16 protein-coding genes are annotated in these 17,493 nt (G+C 63.2%); 3 read left to right on the top strand and 13 right to left on the bottom strand.

Going from position 1 to position 17,493, the window contains the following annotated elements; genetic code table 11:
• Positions 1–29 precede the first annotated feature (29 nt).
• The 3 genes from deoA to D0B32_RS03565 all read right to left on the bottom strand — a co-directional run bounded on the left by deoA (position 30) and on the right by D0B32_RS03565 (position 3,737).
• A complete protein-coding gene (gene deoA, locus D0B32_RS03575) occupies positions 30–1,352 on the bottom strand; it encodes a thymidine phosphorylase (RefSeq protein WP_117332291.1) in 1,323 nt (440 codons plus the stop codon).
• Positions 1,353–1,413: 61 nt separating this feature from the next.
• On the bottom strand, positions 1,414–2,688 hold the full coding sequence (locus tag D0B32_RS03570; protein ID WP_117332290.1) for a NupC/NupG family nucleoside CNT transporter: 1,275 nt from the start codon (positions 2,686–2,688) through the stop codon (positions 1,414–1,416).
• Positions 2,689–3,209: 521 nt separating this feature from the next.
• Positions 3,210–3,737 (bottom strand): DUF6496 domain-containing protein, encoded by a 528-nt coding sequence (locus D0B32_RS03565; protein WP_117332289.1) that lies wholly within the window; start codon positions 3,735–3,737, stop codon positions 3,210–3,212.
• 209 nt (positions 3,738–3,946) lie between these two features.
• Between D0B32_RS03565 and D0B32_RS03560 the strand changes: the two genes are divergently transcribed.
• The 3 genes from D0B32_RS03560 (at position 3,947) to D0B32_RS03550 (ending at position 4,913) form a co-directional block, all read left to right on the top strand.
• Entirely contained in the window at positions 3,947–4,204 is a 258-nt protein-coding gene (locus D0B32_RS03560; protein WP_117332288.1) for an AbrB/MazE/SpoVT family DNA-binding domain-containing protein, read from the top strand.
• Between the two features lie 74 nt (positions 4,205–4,278).
• Positions 4,279–4,566 (top strand): type II toxin-antitoxin system PemK/MazF family toxin, encoded by a 288-nt coding sequence (locus tag D0B32_RS03555; protein ID WP_404935532.1) that lies wholly within the window; start codon positions 4,279–4,281, stop codon positions 4,564–4,566.
• Positions 4,567–4,661: 95 nt separating this feature from the next.
• On the top strand, positions 4,662–4,913 hold the full coding sequence (locus tag D0B32_RS03550) for a hypothetical protein (RefSeq protein ID WP_117332286.1): 252 nt from the start codon (positions 4,662–4,664) through the stop codon (positions 4,911–4,913).
• 63 nt (positions 4,914–4,976) lie between these two features.
• Here D0B32_RS03550 and D0B32_RS03545 read toward each other — a convergent pair whose 3' ends face one another.
• From D0B32_RS03545 to D0B32_RS03500, 10 genes are all read right to left on the bottom strand, one after another.
• Positions 4,977–6,185 carry an ABC transporter substrate-binding protein gene (locus D0B32_RS03545; RefSeq protein ID WP_117332285.1) on the bottom strand — a complete coding sequence of 403 codons (1,209 nt, stop codon included), beginning with the start codon at positions 6,183–6,185 and terminating at the stop codon, positions 4,977–4,979.
• Between the two features lie 75 nt (positions 6,186–6,260).
• Entirely contained in the window at positions 6,261–9,881 is a 3,621-nt protein-coding gene (locus D0B32_RS03540) for a molybdopterin cofactor-binding domain-containing protein (protein WP_117332284.1), read from the bottom strand.
• The gene (locus D0B32_RS03535; RefSeq protein WP_117332283.1) at positions 9,878–10,417 is read right to left on the bottom strand and encodes a (2Fe-2S)-binding protein; all 540 of its coding nucleotides are present in this window, start codon (positions 10,415–10,417) and stop codon (positions 9,878–9,880) included. The genes D0B32_RS03540 and D0B32_RS03535 overlap by 4 nt, the downstream gene beginning before the upstream one ends.
• Before the next feature lie 29 nt (positions 10,418–10,446).
• Positions 10,447–11,646, bottom strand: a complete 1,200-nt coding sequence (locus tag D0B32_RS03530; protein ID WP_117332282.1) for an amidohydrolase family protein — start codon at positions 11,644–11,646, stop codon at positions 10,447–10,449.
• An 82-nt stretch (positions 11,647–11,728) separates the two neighbouring features.
• The gene (locus D0B32_RS03525) at positions 11,729–12,442 is read right to left on the bottom strand and encodes an ABC transporter ATP-binding protein (protein WP_117332281.1); all 714 of its coding nucleotides are present in this window, start codon (positions 12,440–12,442) and stop codon (positions 11,729–11,731) included.
• The gene (locus D0B32_RS03520) at positions 12,439–13,248 is read right to left on the bottom strand and encodes an ABC transporter ATP-binding protein (RefSeq protein WP_117332280.1); all 810 of its coding nucleotides are present in this window, start codon (positions 13,246–13,248) and stop codon (positions 12,439–12,441) included. Before D0B32_RS03520 ends, D0B32_RS03525 begins: the two co-directional genes overlap by 4 nt.
• Positions 13,245–15,230, bottom strand: coding sequence for an ABC transporter permease (locus D0B32_RS03515; protein WP_117332279.1), 1,986 nt, complete (start codon positions 15,228–15,230; stop codon positions 13,245–13,247). The genes D0B32_RS03520 and D0B32_RS03515 overlap by 4 nt, the downstream gene beginning before the upstream one ends.
• A gap of 62 nt (positions 15,231–15,292) precedes the next feature.
• Positions 15,293–15,877 carry an amino acid synthesis family protein gene (locus tag D0B32_RS03510; protein ID WP_117332278.1) on the bottom strand — a complete coding sequence of 195 codons (585 nt, stop codon included), beginning with the start codon at positions 15,875–15,877 and terminating at the stop codon, positions 15,293–15,295.
• Between the two features lie 71 nt (positions 15,878–15,948).
• Positions 15,949–16,539 carry an amino acid synthesis family protein gene (locus tag D0B32_RS03505; RefSeq protein ID WP_117332277.1) on the bottom strand — a complete coding sequence of 197 codons (591 nt, stop codon included), beginning with the start codon at positions 16,537–16,539 and terminating at the stop codon, positions 15,949–15,951.
• Positions 16,515–17,459 (bottom strand): UPF0280 family protein, encoded by a 945-nt coding sequence (locus D0B32_RS03500; protein ID WP_117332276.1) that lies wholly within the window; start codon positions 17,457–17,459, stop codon positions 16,515–16,517. Before D0B32_RS03500 ends, D0B32_RS03505 begins: the two co-directional genes overlap by 25 nt.
• Between the last annotated feature and the right edge of the window lie 34 nt (positions 17,460–17,493).

Genomic DNA, 17,493 nt, shown 5'->3' with positions numbered 1-17,493 from the left:
TCTCCGCATCAGAGGCTGGATGGGCAGCCTTATTCGATCAGTTCATACACCGTAGCTGGTGTGGGCGCCGCGCCTGGGTTCAGCGTTACGGCAGAACGGATGGCGTTGGCCGCGTCTTCAGCCGCTTGCTGGTCACGCGCATGGATCAGCGTGAGGGGCCCGCCCTTCTCGACGTATTGTCCGAGTTCGACGCAGTCTGTCAAACCGACCGCGTAGTCGATGGCATCTTCTGGACGATGCCGTCCGCCACCCAGCGCGACCACGGCGAGTCCGAAAGCGCGGCAATCAATGTGCGTGACGTAGCCCGCCTCGCTGGCCGTCACGGCGGTTTGCAAAGGCGCGCGGTCGAGGTGACGGTCTGGCGCGTCGAGCAGATCGTGCGGCCCACCCAGCGCGCTGACCATCATGGCGAAGCGCTCGGCAGCGGCGCCCGAATCGAGCGCGGCAGCGAGCTTCGTATGTGCTTCGTGCGCGTCTTTCGCGAGACCGCCTGCGAGCAGCATCGGCACAGCCAATGCGAACGTGACTTCGTGCAGCCGGGGCGGTCGCGCGGTGCGTCCGGTGAGAAAGTCGATGGCGCAGCGGATTTCCACGGCATTGCCGGCGCACGGCGCGAGCGGCTGATTCATGTCGGTGAGCAGCGCCGTCGTTTTCAGACCGGCGCCGTTCCCCACTTCGACGATGCTGCGTGCCAGTTGCAGCGATTGGTCGTAGGTCGGCATGAACGCGCCCGAGCCGACCTTGATATCCATCGTCAGTGCAGCGAGACCCGCCGCGAGTTTCTTCGACAGGATCGACGCCGTAATCAAGGCGATCGATTCGACGGTGGCCGTGACGTCGCGAATCGCGTAGATGCGGCGGTCGGCGGGCGCGAGTTCAGCAGTCTGGCCGATGATCGCCACCCCCACGTCACGCACGATGCGCTGGAACGCGCGCGTGTCCGGCGTGAGGTTGTAGCCGGGAATCGCCGCGAGCTTGTCGAGTGTGCCGCCGGTGTGACCGAGGCCACGGCCGGAGATCATCGGCACGAAGCCGCCGCATGCGGCCACCAGCGGCCCCAATAGCAGCGACGTCAGATCGCCGACGCCGCCTGTGGAGTGTTTGTCGATCACAGGCCCCGGCAGATCGAACGGCTGCCAGTTCACTATCTGCCCCGAGTCCCGCTGCGCCAGCGTCAGCGCGACGCACTCGGCGGTGCTCATGCCGTTGAAGAACACGGCCATTGCAAGCGCCGCAACCTGACTGTCCACCACGCTGCCATCCGCCACGCCGCGCACGAACGCCGCGATCTCCTGCGTGCTCAGCGCTTGCCTGTTGCGCTTTTTGCGGATGATTTCCTGCATGAGTGACATGATGCCCTGCCCGTCAAAAGATAGGAAGCCTGATCAACTCGATTTGCTGGCGCGACGCCAATCAATGCAGCGTAAGGAAGATGCCGGCAATTGCTGCGCTCATCAGGTTGGACAGCGTCGCCGCCGCCACCACACGCAGACCATAACGCGCCACTTCCGAACGGCGTTCCGGCGCGACCGCCGCGAAGCCGCCGGTCAGAATCGCAATGGACGAGAAGTTGGCAAAGCCGCACAGTGCAAACGACACAATGGCGAGCGTCCTGGGGTCGAGCACCTGCAAGCCGGCCGCCGTCACGGCTTGCGCACCCTTCAGGTAGGGCGACAGATCCGCGTAGGCGACGAACTCGTTGAGAATCATCTTCTCGCCGATGAAGTTACCCGCCAGCGCTGCGTCGTGCCACGGTACACCGATCAACCAGGCGAGCGGCGCAAACACCCAGCCGAGAATGCTTTGCAGCGTGATCTGCGGTTCGCCGAACCATCCTGCGACGCCACTCACCGCCGCATTCAGCAGCGCGATCAAGCCAATGAAGGCAATCAGCATGGCGCCCACGTTCATGGCGATTTTCAGACCCGTCGCGGCACCCGACGCGGCCGCTTCGATCACGTTGGCCGAGCGCGTTTCATCGAAGGTGAGTCCTTCCAGCACGACCGCGCTGGGCCCGGTGGACGGGAAGATCATCTTGGCGAACAGCAGACCGCCGGGAATCGCCATGAACGATGCCGCCAGCAAATATTCCAGGTTCACGCCGAGGCCCGCGTAGCCGGCCAGCACCGAACCCGCTACGGATGCCATCCCGCTCGACATGACGGCGAACAGTTCGGCGGCGCTCATCTGCTTGACGAACGGTTTGACGAACGCGGGCATTTCACTCTGGCCGAGAAAAATCGTGGCCACGGCAGAACACGATTCGACCCGGCTCACGCCGAGCAGCTTCTCGAACACGATGCCAAGAAACTGGATGATCCACTTCATCACGCCGATGTGATACAGCACCGCAATCAACGCGGTCACGAACACGATCATGGGCAGCACGCGCAGCGCAAAGACAAAACCGCCGCCGCCGAAGAGCTGAAACATCTTCGGATCGACCAGACCGCCGAACATGAACGAGACGCCGCGGTCGCCCATCTGCAGAACGTTGTTCACGCCGCGCGCGGCGGCTGCAAGCGCGGCGCTACCCAACGGCACGAACAGCACCAGCGCGCCGATCGCAAACTGCGCGAGTAGCGCCGGGATCATGGTACGCAGCCGGATACCGCGTCGATTGGTGGAAAGAAGCAAGGCGATCAATAACAGCAAAACGATGCCACACAGACTGCGTACGATATCCACTATGTGCTCGCTCTAAAGAGAGGTTGGTGCGGGGAGGAGGTCAAGCCGGCCGCTGATGCAGCGATGCGCTGGCCGCGAGAGAGCACGCCATGACTCTGGCGTGAGCGGTGTCTGAGCTAGGTGGAATACGGGTGATCGGGGAACGGGCGATGCCGGGTGTAATTCGTTCGCATACCTATCTTCCTTCTGTCTCTATTGTTGATTTTGCTTATTGAGGTCCGGCTTGCCACGGGCGGAGCGTTTGACTCTGGCGTTGCTGATCAAACGACACCGCACGGTTCAGTGTGCGACTATGAAACAGCTTGCGGGTCCGCGTCAAATGTCACGCGCATGACGGACACAGTCACGCGTTAAATCCTGACCTTTTGGTCAAGTTATAGATGAACAAAAAAATAAAGTAAAAGGTTTTTGCTTCCAGAGAGGTTAGGGGAGAACTGCGGGAGACAGGCGACGACACTCTGCCGCCGCCCTATTCGAGCCTGAAGCCGTGATCGACTTCAGTCATACGCGCACGGACCGCTTCAGTGATGCGCGCGAGCCGCCCTCGTTTGAGCAGCTTTTTTGGCAGCGGCGGAACGCCCCGCGGCGCCCTTGGTCGCGGCGGCCTTCTTCGCGGCAGCGGAACGGCTCGCAGCCGGACGGCGCCCCGCCGCGGATTTCGCCTGCTTCGACAGGGACGCCTTGGACGCGCCCGCTCCGCTTTCGCGCTTGAGCGCCGTGGTGGCCGCGCGTGCGCGCTTCGCGGTGGATTCGCTGCTGGCGCGTTTCGCCGCCGGTTTGGCCTTATGCTGGCCTGCAGCATTGTCAGCGGCGGCCTTCTTGCGGGTGGCTTCGCTCGTGGTGCTCTTTTTCGGCGCCTTCAGGTCCACCCCGGCGCGGCGCGCCTCGGAAAGACCAATCGCAATGGCCTGCCTGGCGGATTTGACGCCATGCTTGCCCGCGCGCACGCGATCCACCTGTTCCTTGACGAATTCACCGGCCTGGGTGCTCGCCGATTTGCCCGCGCGCTTGTCGGCTTGGGCGCGTTTGAGCGTTTTCTGTTCAGGCATGACAGGACTCCAGAGGGTTGTTGACATGGGAAATGCAGCAACCGGTGTGCCTTGGACGTATGTCAAACGCGCTGGGACGTGTGATGGTCTTGCACCGCTCGCCACGTCTGCGCCGCATCGCACCCCAGAATTGTTGCAGATGTTTAAACGCGTTGAAACATGACGTCTTTTCGTGTACACTTGTTTATACGTCACAGGAGGGCAGAAACATGGCAAAAACAGCAACCCTTACGATCCAGCAGTGGGGAAACAGTCTGGCTGTTCGCATCCCCGCCGCTGTGGCTCGGTCGGCTCATTTTGAGGTTGGTCAGGAGGTCGAAGTCACGACTGACGAAATCGGGGTGACTGTAAAACCAGTTGGTCCCCGCAAGCTAACGCTCGCGGAAAAGCTGGAGAAATTCGACCCTGCGAAGCACGGCGGCGAGTCGATGGCAACCGGCGGCCCGGTGGGCGCAGAGGTAATGTAATGGCAGCCTCTCCTTGGGCGCCGGAACGTCGCGACATTATCTGGATTGACTGCAACCCGCAAACCGGCCGCGAGATGAAGGATTTTCATCCCATGCTAGTCCTTTCGCCGAAGCCATTTAACGAGCGAACCGGCATTGTCATCGGTCTACCCATGACAACAGCTTCGTTCAACGATTCGAACCCGTTCGCCATCAAGTTCAAGGGGCCGAAAAACGTCACGAGCTATGTGCTGGGGCATCAACCGAAGTCTTTTGATTGGCGCGCGAGAGGGGCGAAAGCACACCCGTGGAAGCGCGTGCCCGACGACGTGTTCGCGGCCGCGTGCGAACAGCTAAACCAGATCATCTCCATCGGCGACTAGAAAAAATCGTATCAACACGTGCACCCGCCCTACGGACGGCGTATGGTGATACTCAGCGCCGGCGTTGTGTGTCCGGCCGATCATGGAGGCGCCGCATGAGCATCCCTACCTTACGAGCAGGCATCCACATCGAAGGCATCCACTGGATGGCCGAATATGCTGAGGACGTCCACGAGATTCGCGTGTTCCGCGAAGGGCAGGAAGTGGATGTGCACAACGCCCCGTCGACGCTGTTCGGCGACGAAGAGAACGCCGGGTCGAAAAGTTGCGCGGATCATCGCGCCGCCGAAGCGGCCGTGATCGCCTATCTGAAACGCTTCGTCGCCGAGCACGACGCGGAGGAATAAGGAACAGGCTCGGCTGGGCCTGTTCCTTCAGTGCTGCTTTAAGGCGGTGATGCTGCGCCGCTATCAATCTGCCGGGCGCAGTTTCTTCACTTCGGCATCCGTCGGCTGCACGCTCGCGCCGTCCACATAACGGAACGAGGTCATCACGCCCTTGCCGTCCTTTACGCCCGTCACGCCCACGAACGCGCCCATCGTCGACTGGTTGTCCTGCGCGCGGTACGTGATCGGCCCAAACGGCGTATCGACACTCAAGCCCTTGAACGCGGCAGCCAGCTTATCCGGATCGGTGGAACCCGCTTTCTTCAAACCGTCCGCAATCGACATCAGCGCCGAATATCCAACCACCGAGCCGAGCCGCGGATAGTCGTGATACTTCGCCTGGTACGCATCCACAAACTTCTTGTTCGCGGCGGTATCGATCGAATACCACGGGTAGCCCGTCACGATCCAGCCGGTCGGCGCTTCGGCGCCCAGCGGGTCCAGATAGTCCGGCTCACCCGTCAGCAACGACACCACGCTGCGGTCCTTGAACAGTCCGGTCGTATTGCCCTCGCGCACGAATTTGCCGAGGTCCGCGCCGAACAGCACGTTGAAGATTGCATCCGGCTTCGCATCGGCGAGCGCCTGGGTCACGGCACCGGCGTCGAGATTGCCAAGCGGCGTGGCCTGTTCGGAGACGAACTGAATGTCAGGCTGCGCGGCCTGCATCAGCTTCTTGAAGGTCGCCACCGCTGACTGCCCGTACTCGTAGTTCGGATACACCAGCGCCCAGCGCTTCTTGTGCAGCTTCAGCGCCTCGGGCACCAGCATCGCCACCTGCATGTACGTGGAAGGACGCAGACGGTACGTGTATTTGTTGCCGTCGGCCCACACGATCTTGTCCGTCAACGGTTCGGCCGCGAGGAAGAAAATGTGCCGCTGCTTCGCGTAGTCCGCCAGGGCCAGGCCCGTGTTGGACAGGAAGCCGCCAAACAGCAATTGCACCTGCTCACCCGTGACCAGTTCCTGCGCCACCCGCACGGTATCGCCCGGATTGCCGTTGTCATCGCGCGAGACCACTTCGAGCTTTTTGCCGAGCACGCCGCCCGCTGCGTTCACCTGATCGAGCGCGAGGTTCCAGCCATTCTTGTAAGGCCCGAGAAAGGCGGGCTGTGCCTTATAGCTGTTGATTTCGCCAATCTTGATCGTCTCCTGCGCGCTCGCTGCGAGTGCCGTCAACGACAGCGTCAGCGAGAGAGTGAGGCGAGAGAGCCATCCAGCGCGTGTGCTCATGCGTTGCTCCGTTATCAGTGGAATTGCGGGAATGCAGATGCGGCAATACGGATGCGGGTCAGGCAGATCGCGGCGTTACTCCGTGCGCGGCGTGGCGCGAATGCGCGCCACACTCGCCTGCACGTCCTGCCATGCGGGCTTGCCACCCGCAAACTGCTGACGCAGGTACGAGACGAGTTCACTCACCTGGGCGTCGTTGAAACTGTCGCGGTAAGCCGGCATCGTACCGAGTTCGGGCCGCGCAGGCGAGCCGATCCCGTCCAGAATCACGCGAATCAGATTATCGGGCGTGTCGCTGTGCAGATTCGTATTGAGGGCAAGCGACGGATGTGCGCCGAACAGTTGCGGCCCGCCGCCCATATGGTGACAGGCCGCGCACGCGCCATCGAAAAGCCGCCCGCCCGCACTCGTTGTGGATGGCGTCGACAGACTCGCCTGTTCGTATTCATGCGCGAGCGCATGGGGATTCGCATTCGGCGCGGCCGGATTGAGCGAGGCGAGATAGGTGGCAATCGCGCGAATGTCGGTGTCCGGCAGCGCAGCGAGTTCGCTGACCACCGGCGCCATCGGACCGGCCGCCACGCCATGCAGCGGCGCGTGACCATAGCGCAGATAGCTGAAAAACTCGTCTTCGGTCCACGGTACGGGCGCGTTTGAAAGCGTCGTCAGGGCCGGTGCCTGCCAACCGTCCGCGAGACCACCGCCCAGAAAATCGGCGCCGGTTTTTTCCGCGCCGAACGCATTGCGCGGTGTATGACACGCGCTGCAATGGCCGAGCCCGTTCACCAGATACGCGCCGCGATTCCATTGTGCGCTTTGCGTCGCGTCCTCCGCGAAGGCGTTGCGTTTGAGGAAGAGGGCATTCCATGCGGCCATCAGCGGTCGCACGCCATACGGAAACGCGAGCTTCGTTTCTGGCGGACGCGAGCGGGCCGGCGTTTGCGCCATCAGGTATGCGTAGAGCGCCTGAAGGTCGTCCGTGGAAACGTTCTTGAACGAGGTGTACGGAAACGCCGGATAGAGACGCCGCCCATCGCGATGGATGCCCTCGCGCATGGCCCGCACGAACGCCTCGAACGACCACGTGCCGATTCCGGTCTCGCCATCCGGCGTGATATTCGTGGTGTACACCGTGCCGAACGGCGTTTGCAGCGGACGCCCGCCCGCATTGGGCACGCCGTTGTGAGCCGTATGACAGACCGCGCAGTCGCCGAGCGAAGCGAGCAGCCGGCCACGCTCGACGAGTTCTGGCGCAAACGCACTCGCCAGCGGCGGTGTGATGGGCGCGATGGGTTGCGGTGAGAAGGCGAGCGCGCTGAGCCAACCCGCCGCGCCCGCGCCCAGCATCCCCAGGAAACCGAGCCGCCAGCGCTTCTTTTTGCGCGCCGCAGCGGCTGACGCGACGGCCGCTCGCTCTGCCGCAGGTCCGTCCGCGAGCGCTGCGCGAATCACGTCCGGCGTGAACGGCGGCCGACGAAAACGCACACCCGTGGCATCGTAAAGCGCATTGGCGATCGCCGCCGCGCCTGGCAGCGAGGCGGATTCGCCGGTGCCCATTGGCGGCTCGCCGTGTCGCGGCATCATCACCACTTCGATCACGGGGACTTCACGGAAGGTCAGGATCGGATATGCGCCCCACTCCTGGCTCGTGACGGCGTTTTCGCCAAACGTCACGCGCTCTTTCAACGCGCGGCTGGTGGCCTGAATGACGTTGCCGTGAATCTGATGCCGCACGCCATCCGGATTCACCGTGGTGCCCGTGTCCTGTCCCACCACCACGCGTGTGACGGCCATCTCGCCACTCTTGCGATTGACCTCGACATCCGCGATCCACGCGGCCCAGGCGGCACCGAAGCCGGGAAATTTGCTGTGCACGTAACGCGCGTAGGCAATGCCTCGGCCACGCGCGATGTCGCCGTCACTGTTTTCTTCGCGTTGCACCGGACGCGGCTGCCAGTCCGCTTTCGCGGCGACCGCCTTCACCAGATCGATGGCACGTGGATCCGTCAAATGCTGAAGACGAAACTCGACCGGATCAATGCCCGCTTCGGCCGCCAGCTCATCAATGAAGGACTCGTGCGCGAAAGTATTCGGCAACGCCGACACACCACGCAACCACGACGCGCGCACGATGGGCGGCGTGTCGTCGCACACGATGCGCATGGTCTGGTAATCGTAGGGCGGCACCGCCGTGCGATCGCCCATTTCGAACACCTGGGGTTGCGGCGAGATCGCGCCGGTCAGCAGCAACGCTAACGTGGGCGCATCGTTCGACGGATAGCGGGTGGCAAAATCGTATCCGGTGAGCTGGCCGTTTGCGTCCACTGCGCCACGTACGTCCATCAATTGCGCGGCGCCCTTCGGTTCCCAACGGTGCTCGTCTTCACGCGAAAGCTGCACGCGCACCGGCGCGCCAACTGCGCGCGAGAGCAGCGCGGCGTCAGCGGCGACATCGTCGGCACAGTTACGGCCATAGCAGCCCGCGGCCTCCATGCGCACCACCTCGATCTTCGGCTCCGCGAGGCCGAGCAGGAGCGCCAGATCCGCACGCAGCGAATGCGGATTCTGCGTGCCGGACCAGACCTTGAGCGCGCCGTCACGATAGTCGGCGACCGCGCACGAAGGACCAATGGAGGCATGCATCTGGAACGGCCATACGTAGGTGCGTTCCAGCGTGTTGTCGTTTCGCGCAAGCGCGGCGTCGACGTCCCCCTCGATCAACAGATCGCGACGCGTGGCGGGATTCGCGCGCAACGCGGCTTCCACTTCGCTGCTGGCTTCGAGCGGCGGCAGTCCCGCCACGGTTTTCCACTGCACGTTAAGGCGTTTGACGGCCTCCTGCGCCGTTTCTTCGCGCTGCGTCACCAGCCCCACGAAGTCGCGGATCACGACGACCTTGACGAGGTCGAACAGATCGCCAAGCGACGCTTCGTCTACCTTCAGCAGGCTATTGCCGATGAAGTCGCCTTGCGCCACGCCCGCATACGGTGGACGGACGACTCTTCCGTGCAGCATGCCGGGCACGCGCACATCGTGCACGAAGGTCAGTTCGCCGGTGGCCTTGGCGGGGATGTCGAGACGTGGCGTGCTCTTGCCGACAATCCTGTATGCGTCCGGCGATTTCAGCGGTGCATCCGTGGCAAGCGTCAATTCGATGCGCCGTCCCGCGATCAACTCACCATAGCCGATACCTTGCGCCGCTTCCGTGCCGCGTCGATACACCATGCCGTCGCGCACGTCGAGTGCATCGGCATTCACCTCGAGTCGCTCCGCCGCCTGTCGCAGCAGAAACTGTCGCGCCTGTGCTGCCGCCTGACGCAGTGGCACGGCCGAAATCTGGATGGTTGCGCTCGCGATCGTCGGACCCTGGTTCGGTGCTTCGCCGGTGTGCCCTAGTACGATCGACACGCGTGTGAGCGGCACATCCAGTTCTTCCGCAACGATCTGCGCGAGTGCCGTGCCGATGCCCGTGCCCAGATCCACGTGACCGTTGAACGCCACCACGCTGCCATCGCCGCGCACGGCAAGGAACAGATCGGCTTCGGTCGGCACGAAGGTCGAGCGCGAACCGGGCTGACCGAGCGCAGGCTTCGCGGGTGCCTGCGGCGGACGCACCACGATCAGCACGTTCTGCGCGTCGAAGAGTTGCTGACGCGAAACTGGACGACGCTCAACGCTGAAATCCGGCCCCGTCATGCGCGCTCTCCTTCGCGCTGCGCGACCGCTGCGGTTTCCACTGTCGCGAGCAATTGCGCCGCGCGTTGCACCGCGCGCACGATCTCGACGTGCGTGCCGCAACGGCACAGATTGCGCGACAGCTCGCGGCGAATCGTTTCCACACTCGGATCAGGATCGCGGTCGAGCAGCGCTTTCGCCGTCATGATCATGCCGTTCAGGCAGTAGCCGCATTGCGCGGCCTGTTCTTCGATGAACGCGCGCTGCACCGGATGCAACGCGGTGCGCGTGCCGAGCCCTTCCAGCGTGGTGATCTCGCGCCCCATCGCGACCCGCGCCGTCGTCACGCACGAGCGGGTCGGCATGCCGTCGAGCAACACCGTACACGCGCCGCATTCGCCCAGACCACAACCGAACTTCGGACCGTTCAACGCGAGATCGTTGCGCAGCAGATAGAGCAGCGGCGTGTCGGCTGCGGCGCTCACCGCATAGGTTGCGCCGTTCACGTTGAGCGTGAGCGGCGTAACGACGGCGCGGGGCTTCGAAGCGTCGTTCATGGAAGAGGCCTCGCGTTCCCCAGCGGCGCTCAGGACACCACCGGTACTTCAGTTGCGGGCGGCGTATTGCGGCTGCGCCGGCAACGGATCAGGCCGTCGATCATCACCATGCCCACGCCGGGAATATCGCCCAGTTGCACGCTTTCCAGCAGCGTGGCCCCCGCCGTGTGCTGCGCGCGATCCATGAACACCAGATCAGCGGGACGACCCACTTCGATCAGACCCTGGCGCAAATTTCGCTGCCGCGCGGTGTTGCCCGTCGCAAAGCAGAACGCGATTTCTGCCGGCACGTCCGCGAGACTCGCAATCAACGCGATCATCCGCAGAATGCCGAGCGGCTGCACACCGGAACCCGCGGGACTGTCGGTGCCGAGAATGATGCGGTGCGGGCATTTGAGTTCGATGGCGTGACGCGCGGTCAACAGCGCGATGCGTTCGTTGCCGTTGTGGACGATTTCCAGCGCGCGGGTGGATTGCTCGCAAAGGTCGCACACGTGCCGGTAAGACAAGGACGTATGGCCGCCATTGATGTGCCCGATCACGTCGGCGTCGGCGGCCAGTACGACGTCCTTGTCGATGAGGCCCGAGCCGGGGATGGACGGGCCGCCCGTGTGGATGGTGCTTTGAATGCCGTATTTGCGGGCCCACGCCACCATCTGGCCTGCTTCTTCGCCGCCTTTGACGCTGCCGAGGCCTACTTCGCCGAGCAGCTTTACGCCCGCTTCGGAAAGCTCCTTGAAGTCCTCCTCGACCATGCCTTTTTCGATGACCGGCGCACCCGCCAGCACTTTCACGCCGCCGCCCACACCCGCCCCGCGCATGCCTTCGAACGAACGTTGCGCGGTGATCGCCAGCGCCTTCACGCCAACCACATCCTTCGGACGTCCAGGTAAATGCACTTCACCTGCGGAGATCATCGTGGTGACGCCGCCATTCAGATTCGACTCGATCCAGCCCATCTGATTCTGACGCGGCGTCCAGTCGCCGAACACCGGGTGCACGTGCGAATCAATCAGGCCCGGCGCGACGGTCGTACCCTTGCAATCCACTAGGGTGCGTGCCCCTTCGAGGTCGCACTCCTTCTCCTTGCCAAATGCGACGATCACGCCATCGTCGATCACCAGCGTGTCCGCATCGAGAATGGGGTGGTCGATATCGCCCGATAGCAGCAAGCCGATATTCGTCACCACCACCTTGCCCGATAGCCCTGTCAACGTCTCTGCCGCCATCTGCCTCTCCTTTCGCAACGACTACCCGGCGCCTGATGCACAGTGCTGGCTCGCGGCCAGACGGCATCCGGCACCGCAGGAATCAGACGCTCAGATAAGCACGCCTGACTGTTTCGTTCTTCGCGAGTTCGCCGATCGTGCCGCTAAAGCGAATCTGGCCTTTTTCCAGCACATACGCGCGGTCGCTGACCAGCTCCGCGAAATGCAGATTCTGTTCGGATAACAGAATGGATAGCCCTTCGCGTTTGAGTTCGAGAATCATGTTGGCCATCTGCTCGACGATCACCGGCGCCACGCCCTCGGATGGTTCATCCAGCAGCACCAGATACGGATTACCCATCAGCGTGCGCGAGACGGTCAGCATCTGCTGTTCACCGCCGCTCATCTGGCCACCCGGGCGTTTCGGCATTTCGCCGAGGTTGGGAAACAGGCGGAAGAGCTTTTCCGGGGTCCATTGCGGCGCGCCCTCGCGCGGCGGTTGGTGGCCGGTGTCGAGGTTTTCCATCACGGAGAGATCGGCGAACACGCGCCGGTCTTCGGGCACGAAGCCCATGCCCATGCGGGCGATCTTGTAAGGCGGCAAGGTGGCGATATCGGTACCGCGGAAACGGACTTCTCCGTGACGACGCGGCAGCAGACCCATCACGGCTTTCATCGTCGTGGACTTGCCAGCGCCGTTGCGGCCCATCAGCGCCACCACTTCGCCGCGCCCCACTTCGAGACCGACGTCGAACAGAATATGCGCGCGGCCGTAGAACGCGTTCAGACCCGCCACTTTCAGCATGGGTTCGCTCATTGCAATGCTCCCTGCTGACCGCGCGAGGCATCATTCGACTTCAACGCGGCATGCGCCTGAAACGTCTTGCCCGTGCCGAAATACACTTCCTGCACGCGGGCGTCGTTGCGGATCGCTTCCGCGCTGCCTTGCGCAATCAGCTTGCCGCGCGCCAGTACGAGCATGCGGTCGGCGTAGGCGAACACCACGTCCATGCTGTGCTCGGTGAACAGCACGCCAATTTGATGTTCCGTGACGAGACGTTTGGTGAGCGCCATGAGCTCGTTGCGTTCCTTCGGTGCCATGCCGGCGGTCGGCTCATCCATCAACAGCAGCTTGGGACGATTCGCCATGGCAATGGCGAGTTCCACACGCTTCACATCGCCATAGGCCAGCACGCCGCAGGCGCGGTGCGCGTCCGCGCCCATGCCAACCTGTTCGAGCAGGTTGAATGCTTCATCTGCGTACCAGGAGGCGGCGGGCTTCCACCAGCCAAATAGTTTTCGCTCGCGTGATACCAGCGCCATCTGGACGTTTTCGAGTACGGTCATCGAATTGAAGGTCGCGGCAATCTGGAAGGTGCGGCCCACGCCGAGGCGCCAGATATCGCGTGGCCGCATGCCGACGAGTTCGTGACCGTCGAGGCGGATCGACCCCGACGAGGGCCGCAGTTGTCCGTTGACCATGTTGAAGCAGGTGGATTTGCCCGCGCCATTGGGACCGAGCAACGCGAGCAGTTGACCTGCCTCGAGATCGAACGACACATCGTCGACAGCCTTCAGTCCTCCGAACGATTTCGACAACCCTGTAACGCACAGGAGGCTCATAGTCCCTCCTTCATCGCGGCGGCCTGGGACGGCGAAGGGGGCGAAGCGGGCGCACGCATGCTCTCGCTGTTCGCCGCATCGCCCGCGTGGCCGTTCTTCGCACCCGGGTCGTCATGGCCAAAGCGCTCGCGCACAAAACCGACGATGCCCTGCGGGAACGCGATCACCAGCAGCAGAATGGCGAGACCCAGCAGCGCTTGCCAGTAGTCGGTTTGCCGCGCAACGGTATCCTGCAACCACGTGAACACGGCGGCACCGACAATCGGCCCGGTCAGGGTCTGTAAGCCGCCAAGCAATACCATCACGAGGCCGTCGACGGAGCGGCTCACGCTGATCACTTCCGGCGAGATCGTCCCCTTCGAGAAGGCGTAGAGGGAACCCGCCATGCCGCAAAACACCGACGCGATCACGAACGAAGCCCATTGAATACGCTTCACGTCGATACCGATGGCCTCGGCGCGCAACACGGAATCGCGCGAGGCGCGCATCGCATAACCGAGCGGCGAAAACAACATGCGGCGCAGCAACCAGACACACACCGCGACGCACACGAGCGTGAGGTAGTAATAGGCCACGGGCGAGGACAACCAGTTAGACGGCCACAGTCCCAACACGCCATTGCTACCGCCCGTCACGTCGTCCCACTGGAACACCACGGACCAGACGATCTGCGCAAAGGCGAGCGTGAGCATGGCCAGATAGACGCCGGAAAGACGCACGCAAAACCAGCCGAACACCAGTGCTCCGCCGAGCGCCAGTAGCGGCCCAAGCAACAGCGCCGCTTCCATTGGCAGGTTCAGCACCTTGAGGAACAGCGCCGCGCCGTAAGCGCCGAGTCCAAAATACGCGGCGTGGCCAAACGAATGCATGCCGCCCGGTCCCATGATGAAGTGCAGGCTCGTGGCAAACAGCACGGCGATCAGGATTTCGACCAGCAGGATGGGCATGTACGGAAACGCTTTGGCCGCGAGCGGTGCCAGCACCAGCACGGCGAGCACGATGGCGGCGAGCCATTTGAGGCGTTTTCCAGCGGGACGTAGCGGCGTTTCCGGCGCTGCCATGCCGCGTACGGCGGCACTCGCGCGTCCGAGCAATCCCCACGGACGCGCCACCAGCACGACCGCCATCACGACGAATTCGGCCACGAGCGTGAAGCGGCTCAGCGAAAAATCGAGTCCCGCCACCGACACGTGACCAATGCCGATACAAAGTGCCTTGATCTCGGCAATCAGCAACGCGGCGATGAAAGCGCCCGGGATGGAGCCCATGCCGCCGACCACCACCACCACGAACGCATTGCCGATGGTTTCCAGATCGAGCGACAGATTGGCCGACATGCGCGGACCCTGCAGCGCGCCGCCCAGACCGGCGAGAAACGCGCCCACGAAAAACACGCCCGTGAATAGCCACGCCTGATTGATACCGAGCGCGCCGAGCATCTCGCGGTCCTGCGTCGCTGCCCGCACCAGCGTGCCCCAGCGCGTGCGCGTGAGCGCATACCACAGCAGCAACAGCACCAGCGGGCCGATCACGATCAGCGCGATATCGTAAGTCGGCAGTGGATGACCCAATACGTTGACTGCACCCGCGAGATGCGGCGCGCGTGGTCCGAACAGATCTTCGGGACCCCAGATCCACAACGCGGCGTCACGGAAGATCAACACGAGTGCGAACGTGGCGAGCAGATGGAACAGCTCGGGCGCCTGATAAATGCGTCGCAGCACGATCATTTCGACCAGCGCACCCAGCACCGCGACCACCAGCGCCGCCGCCAGCACGGATAACCAGAAACCGCCTGTGCTGTGACCAAAGCGGCTGGCGATGCTGTACGCCACGTAAATGCCGAACATGTAGAACGAGCCGTGCGCGAAGTTGACGATGCGGGTCACGCCAAAAATCAACGACAAACCGGCGGCGACGAGAAACAGCGTCGACGCGTCGGCGAGTCCGTTGATCATTTGCACAAGCAGATTCGAAAGCATCGTAACCCTCAGCGGCCGTTCAGGCGCCAGTCTCAAAGGCAGGACAGTACCAGCGAATTAAATTAGCGCAAACCGTCTTCGCCCTTGATTTCGCTAACCTGCAATCCGCCAATGCGCGGCAGCGGCCGGCCCGCACTCGTGACGGCCACGGCTACGACGATTTCGTTGGCGCGCGGTGCGTCCGCGACGCGTGCTTCGATGGCGTCGAAATGGCTACGCACGAAGGCGGCGTCCTTGTGGCCGAGCGGCACGTCGATCGCCGTACCCAAGGTGCCCATCTTCTTCGCTGACGGCACCAGCGCCGCGCCCTTCTCCACCGCGACGCGCAGCGGTGCGCCGAGCTTGGGATGCAGAATGGCCGCGGCGTGTTCGAGTTCGCCCGCTTCGCCGACAATCGCCGCCTTGCCGTAGCTGTGCGCCGCGCCTGGCTCGATACCCAACGCCTCTACGCATTTCTTGCCGAGCAACGCGCCGAGTTCCTCACCCGCTTCGATCAACGCATCGAGCTTCGGCTCGTAACGTCCCGCATACGGATTCTCGATCACCGCAATCGCCACCGCACGGCGCGTCGGCGGGTCGATGGTCTGACCCATTTCGATGCGTGTTTCATCCACCTGCACGACCAGCTTGCGAAGCTTGATTGCCATGTCTTTCTCCTTCTTGTCCATTTGCGGGTTCTGCGCGTGATCTGCCAACGCGCATCTGCATGGGCTTGCGTCTAACGCAGGCCGTCCTTGCCGACGATCGCCTCTTTCGCCAGACCGCCGACTCGTGCATGCACGCGCTGCCCCGTGCTCATGACGAGGATGTACACCACTTCGTCCGCGGCCGGTGCGCCTGGCACGCGGACTTCGATGGCATCGAAATGACTGCGCACGTAGCTTGCGTTGACGTGCGTCATCGGCACATCCAGCGACGTGGAAGGCGCGCCCACTTTCTTCGTGGACGGGACAATCGCATGGGTGGGCACGCCGTTCTTCTCGAGCAATTCTCGCATCGCGTAGCCGCCTGGCACATGCCACAGCGCACCGTGCTCCAGTTCTCCCGCTGAGCCGACGATGGCCCCCTTGCCGTAGCTTTCTATCGCCGCATGCGGCACGGCCATCGCCACCAGGAGCTGCTGCGCGAGATCGAGGCCGATGGGCTTCAACGCTTCCATTGCGTGCTCGATCTTCGCTTCGTACCGTCCCGCAAACGGATTGTTCAGCACCGCTGCAATCGCGCCGCGCTTGAGCGGTTGCGCAGGCGGCGGTCCGAACTCGTGATAGATGTCTTCGACGTGCGTCAGTACGCGGCGTATTTCGAACACGGAGCCTCCGGTAAATAAGGTGCGCGTGGCAGGTCATAGGGAACGTGCACCGGGCGTGCCGGGTTCAGTCCCACCACGCGAGCGTGCCGTTGCAGAAACAGCGCAGCGCCTTCAATCAGACCTTGCGCATGCAGACGTTCCGCTTCTTCGGCGCCGCGTGTTAGCGCGAGATCAATCAGCGCGGGCGGCAACAAGGGCACATCCACGGTGACGAGCCGGTCGCCCAGGTCGCTGTCGTCCTTCAACGACGCCGCCGGCGCACGCACGATGCCGTCATGCTGCACGTCGACCGCATTCGCGATTATCGTCGCGGCGGCGTCCGCACTGGCCGCGTTGCGCGCCAATACGGTCACGCTGTCCGCGATCCCCAGACTGAAACTGCGCCCGCGCCAGCCGCTGGTGGCCACGCCACGTACTGGCATGCTGGCATCGAGCGTGAGGTTTGCATCGAACGCGTGATCGCCCGGCAATGGTGCGCCAGGCGAGGCGGCGAGGTCAGCCAGCAAACCCACGCGATACGATTGCCCTTCGCTCAGATACAACGCAATGTCGCCACCATTGTTGATATACGCGCGCGTCACACCAGAGCGTGCGAACGCTTCGATCAATTCATCCGCGACGCTGCCAGCGACCGCCGCCATTGGCGTAATGAAGCGCGCGCGATGCGGGTAGCACGCGTTCCACATGCGATTCGCGACGCGCCCTTTCATGGGGCAATGAACGCTCGCAGCAGGCAAGGGCTGTTTAAGCAGTGGCAATTCCGCCACCAGCTCATCCAGCACGCCCACGAAGCGTTGCCAGCACGCTTCGTGCGCGGCGTGAACAGCCGTGGCCTCGCCGTCGGCACCGATGATCAGATCAATCGGTCCGTGCTGCAAATGCCACCGGTTTGCGTCAAGCCGCGCGCGAGTGGCGGTCATGGTGGGCGTCGTAGTCTGTGTGATGAAGTGTATG

The organism is Paraburkholderia sp. DHOC27 (assembly GCF_003429005.1).
Taxonomy (GTDB): domain Bacteria; phylum Pseudomonadota; class Gammaproteobacteria; order Burkholderiales; family Burkholderiaceae; genus Paraburkholderia.
Note: the sequence above shows the minus strand (reverse complement) of the source record. Positions and strands in the feature narration are given on the sequence as shown.